Source organism: Nocardia sp. NPDC004722 (assembly GCF_053601505.1).
Window position 1 is genome coordinate 1 of record NZ_JBSGBY010000636.1, and the last position, 4,668, is coordinate 4,668.

Annotated in this window: 5 protein-coding genes; all 5 read right to left on the minus strand. The window is 68.9% G+C overall.

Annotation, left to right across the window (positions count from 1 at the left end; translation table 11 throughout):
* Positions 1-56: 56 nt before the first annotated feature.
* Positions 57-656 carry an ABC transporter permease gene (locus ACWELQ_RS38575; RefSeq protein WP_452401952.1) on the minus strand — a complete coding sequence of 200 codons (600 nt, stop codon included), beginning with the start codon at positions 654-656 and terminating at the stop codon, positions 57-59.
* Positions 657-667: 11 nt separating this feature from the next.
* Positions 668-1,618 carry an ABC transporter permease gene (locus tag ACWELQ_RS38580; protein ID WP_452401953.1) on the minus strand — a complete coding sequence of 317 codons (951 nt, stop codon included), beginning with the start codon at positions 1,616-1,618 and terminating at the stop codon, positions 668-670.
* Positions 1,619-1,625: 7 nt separating this feature from the next.
* Entirely contained in the window at positions 1,626-3,161 is a 1,536-nt protein-coding gene (locus tag ACWELQ_RS38585) for an ABC transporter substrate-binding protein (protein ID WP_452401954.1), read from the minus strand.
* A gap of 55 nt (positions 3,162-3,216) precedes the next feature.
* Complete coding sequence (locus ACWELQ_RS38590) at positions 3,217-4,014, minus strand: alpha/beta fold hydrolase (RefSeq protein WP_452401955.1); 798 nt, start codon at positions 4,012-4,014, stop codon at positions 3,217-3,219.
* The coding region (locus ACWELQ_RS38595; RefSeq protein ID WP_452401956.1) for a PLP-dependent transferase at positions 4,007-4,668 on the minus strand (662 nt) is incomplete at its 5' end. The genes ACWELQ_RS38595 and ACWELQ_RS38590, both read right to left, overlap by 8 nt.

The window sequence follows — 4,668 nt, forward strand, 5'->3', positions numbered from 1 at the left end:
GGCGCGCGACAACGGCGCGGCAATGGCCTCGTCGTCTTCGGCCAGCAGTACTGCGGTCACGGAACAAGACTACGGGTATGCCCCGGCGGAACCGTGGTCGATGCGCCGGCGGCACGCGCGGCGAGCACATACTCCTGGCTCAGTACCCGCGCGATCTCGCCACGCGACACCCGCGCCACCCCGACACCGGCGCTGATGCCCACCGCGGCCACCACCGTTGCGAGCGAACCGCCGTACACCGCGGCGAGCACCATGGCCAGGAGCAGCCCGGGAAAGGCGATCACGAGATCGATCGCCTGGATCACCACCGCGCCCACCGGACGTGGCGACAGTACCGCCGCGACGCCGAGAACGACACCCAGGAAGGCGGCGACGACGGCCGAACCCGTTGCGGCGATGAGGGTTTCGCGGCTTCCGGCCAACACCTGACTGAACTGGTCGTGGCCGACCCGATCGGTGCCGAGCAGATGACCTCGCTGGGCCGGGAGCAGCCAGGCGGCATGCAGATCGGTGGCCTGCGGATCGAACGGCGTCCACCACACCGACACCAAGGCCGCGAGCACCAGCACCGAGACCACCGTGACTCCGAAGGCTCCCGCAGGCCGCCGCAACACCGCCACCGCGACCGTCCGGACGCCGCGCCACCGCCGCGTCATCGCCGCCCGCCTCACGCGGTGCTCCCGATGCGCGGATCGATGAGCCGGTGCGTGACGTCGACGAGAAGACCGATCGTGAGCACGGCGCCGACGAGGACCAGCAGCTCGCCCTGCACCTTCACCAGATCACGATTGCCGACGTCGGTGACGAGCATGCTGCCGACGCCGGGCAGGGTGAAGACCTGTTCGATCACCACCGCCCCGACCAGCAGGGCGGCCACCTGCAAACCGAGGATGGACACCACCGGCAGGGCGGCATTGCGAAAGCCGTGCCTGCGCAAAGCCTGCGAGCGGGTGAGTCCCTGCGCGCGTGCGGTGCGCAGGAACTCGGAGTGCAGCACACCGAGTACGGCGGAGCGCACGAAGCGCAGCAGCACCGCACCCTCGGTGAGGCCCAGCGCCAGCCACGGCAGCACCAGGGAACGCAGCGCCGGTCCCGGCCGGTTCCAGCCGTCGACCGGGAATCCCTGCGCGGGCAGCCATCTCAGCTGGACGGCGAAGACCCAGACCAGCAGCAGCGCCAGCCACAGGCTCGGAATCGCGATACCGAGCTGCGACAGGGCGTTCACGGCGCCGCCTGCAGCGGTGCGGCTGCGAGTGGCCGCCCAGGTACCCAGCGGAATCGCCACGGCCGACGCCACCAGCATCGCACCGGCCGTCAGGGGCAGCGTCACCTGGAGTTTGCGGTCGAGTTCGGCGCCGACCGCGGCGCCGTTGAGTTGCGAGTGCCCGAAATCGCCGTGCAGCACGCCGCCGATCCAGGACAGGTATTGCACCGGCAGTGGCCGGTCCAGGCCCAAATCGCTTCGGATGGCGGCGATTTGGGCCGGACTGGCCTGGGTGCCGGCGATGGTGGTCGCCACATCGCCGGGCAGCAGGCGCAGCAGGGCGAACACCACCACACTGGCCACGGCCAGCGACACCGCCAGCAACCCGACGCGGCGCACGAGGTACCCGGTCACCGTGGGGTCACCGCTGTGTGCCGACCGCGAGGGTGCTCAGGTTGTACCGGTTGCTGGTCTCGGCCAGCGGTACGCCGTACACGCCGGTGCGCACCACCGTGGTGGACTGCACGAGGAACAACCAGTCGGCGGCGGCGTCCTGGGAGATCTGCCTGGCCACGTTCTTCAGCAGGGCGTCACGGTCGGCGTCGGAGGCGGCGGTGCGGGCCTGGGTGTACCACTGCCGCACCTGGGCGTTGTCGTAGCCGAAGTAGTAGCCGGGTGCGGCGTAGTTGTCGAGGTCGCGGGCCTCCGCGTGGTCGACCAGGCTGAGCTGGAAGTCCTTGTCGGTGTACACCTTCGACAGCCAGGTCTGGAATTCCACCTGACGCACGGTGAGCGTGATCCCGACCTTCTTCAGGTCCGAAACCAGCAGGTCGGTGATGGCGGTGGGATAGATGTTCGGCACATCCAGGGTCAGCGACAACCCGTCCGCGAATCCCGCTGCGGCCAGGAGCTTTCTGGCATTGTCCGGGTTGTGGGCGTCGATGCCGGTGAGATCCTCGTACCAGGGATCCTGGGGCGGCACGTCGCTGCCGATCGCGACGCCCGCGCCATAGGCCTGGATCACCCCTTGCCGATCGATCGATTGCCGGATCGCGTGCCGCACATCGGGATTGGTGAACGGCGCCCGAGTTCCGTTGAAGGCCAGCGTGAACTTGTCGGTGGTGGTGCCGCGCAGGACGGTGAACTTGTCATTGTCCGTGAACGGTTGCAGCAGTGTCGGATCGGCGGCGACCTCGATATCGGTCTGACCGGTCGACTGGGCGTTGTTGGCGGAGTTGGGATCCTTGATATAGCTGAGAACCACCTTGTCGACCTTGGGCTTCGGACCCCAGTAGGCGTCGTTGCGCGCCAAGGTGATCGACGATCCGCGGTTCCACCCCGCGAGCTTGAACGGGCCGGATCCGTTCTCCGCGCCCGCGAGCCCGGCGAAATCGGTGCCCCGCTTGTAGACGATGCCGCCGCGCTGGGTGAGGCTCCACAGCAGCAGGGTGTCGCGCTGCTTCAGGGTGATCCGCACGGTGGCCGGGTCCGGAGCCGAGACGTCCGCGACCGGGGTGAAGGCCGCGGCCTTGATCGATTTCGAGCCGGGCGCGATCTGCTGCTGGAGCGACCAGACGGCGTCGGCGGCGGTCAGCGGGCTGCCGTCGTGGAAGGTGGCACCGGCTACCAGGTGGAAGGTGTAGACCAGTCCGTCCGGCGACTGTTCCCAGGAGGAGGCCAGCGCCGGGACGATCTTGTCACCGGCGTTGGTGTCGACGCTCACCAGGCCCTGATAGACGTTGTCCAGCAACACCTGATCCAAGGCCGCGCCCGAGGCGCCGAAGGCGTCGAGGCTGGTGGGTTCCAGGGTCAGCCGGACATTCACCGTGGCATTGGTATCGAGCTGGGCGTCGGGCGGGGTCGGGGCCTGTGTGGTCCGCACGCCACCGGGCGCGCCGACGTCCGCGCCACTGCCACAGGCGGCGGTGAAGAGTATGGCCAGCGCGGCAAGCGCCACCGGAACACGGTGCGTCCGTGTCGAATTCAGGAGTGTCACCCTCGTCCTCGGAGATCTAGAGCTGTGCGGCGGCGAAATCCACGATGACGCGGTATACGTCGTCGCGGTCGAGCTCGTTGAGAATGTTGTGCCGGTCCTCGGGGAAGATCTCGGCGCGTGCGTCAGGCAGCAGTTCCACCGCCCGGCGCACGCCTGCGGCCGGGGCCATATCGTCCTCCGCGCCGTGCACGAACAGTATCGGCAGGTCAAGCTTTTCCAGGGCCGCGGGCAGTCGCGTCGCCGCTTCGATCAGCGCGCCGAGAGTCTCCAGGCGCAGGCCGCCCTGCCATGTCAGCGGATCGTCCCGGATCTGCTGCGCATAACCCTCGTGCCGGGTCATCTCGCCGGGGTCACGCCGCAGATCCCAGGGATCGATGCCCGTGGCGAGCAGTTCGGCGAGTGCGTTGCGCGCCTCCGGCACCGGGACCAGCGAGGAGCCCGCCAGCACCAAAGCCTTTGCCGGGACTCCGCGTTCGGCGGTCAGCAGGACGCTGGTGAGCGAACCGAGCGAATGCCCGGCCAGCAACAGCGGCAGTTGCGGATGCGCCGCGCGGGCGAGACCGACCAGGGTCGCGGCGTCGTCGACCAGCGCGTCGATCGAGGAGATCAGTACGCGTACACCGGCACTGCGGCCGTGCCCGGCATGATCACCGGCCCACACCGCGAAACCGGCGGCGTTCAGGGCCGCCACGAAGGGCTCGTAGCTGCCGATGTGTTCGCCCAGTCCGTGGAAGAACACCACGAGGGCCCGCGGATTCGGCGGAATCCACCGGTCGTAGTGGATGGTGCCCGCGGCACCGTCGAATTCAGCCATCGAGTCCGGTCTCCAGGTCCGCGATCAGGTCGGCGACATCCTCGAGTCCGACCGACAGCCGGACCAGGCCGGGTGTCACGCCGCTGTCGAGTTGCTGCTGGGAATCGAGTTGGGCGTGGGTAGTCGAGGCCGGGTGGATCACCAGGCTGCGTACATCTCCGATGTTCGCGAGGTGGCTGAAGAGTTCGAGCCGGTCGACCAGGCGGCGTCCGGCCTCGAGGCCACCGGTCAATTCGAAGGCGAGCACGCCCCCGGCGCCCAGCGGGAGGTACCGTTTCGCCGCATCGTGCCACGGACTCGAGGGCAGGCCCGCGTAGTGCACGTGGGCGACCTCCGGGCGTTCGGCGAGCCATTCGGCGATCGCCCGGGCATTGTCGGAATGCCGTGCGACGCGCAGCGAGAGCGTCTCCAGCCCGTGCAGCAGCAGGAAGCTGTTGAACGGGGACACCGCGGGCCCGAGGTCGCGTAACAGCTTGGTGCGCAGGCGGATCGCGTAGGCGAGTTCGCCGAACGCCGCGCCGAAGATCAGCCCGTGATAGCTGGGGTCGGGGGTGTTGAACTGCGGCCAGCGCTCCGCGTCGGCGCGGAAGTCGAAACGACCGCCGTCGACGACCGCACCGCCGATCGCACTGCCGTGCCCGGACAGGAACTTGG

What these genes read in the sequence shown, in the direction of transcription:
- ACWELQ_RS38590 (WP_452401955.1), bottom strand. Translation starts at nt 4,014, where the DNA reads ATGGCTGAATTCGACGGTGCCGCGGGCACCATCCACTACGACCGGTGG.
- ACWELQ_RS38575 (WP_452401952.1), bottom strand. Translation starts at nt 656, where the DNA reads ATGACGCGGCGGTGGCGCGGCGTCCGGACGGTCGCGGTGGCGGTGTTG.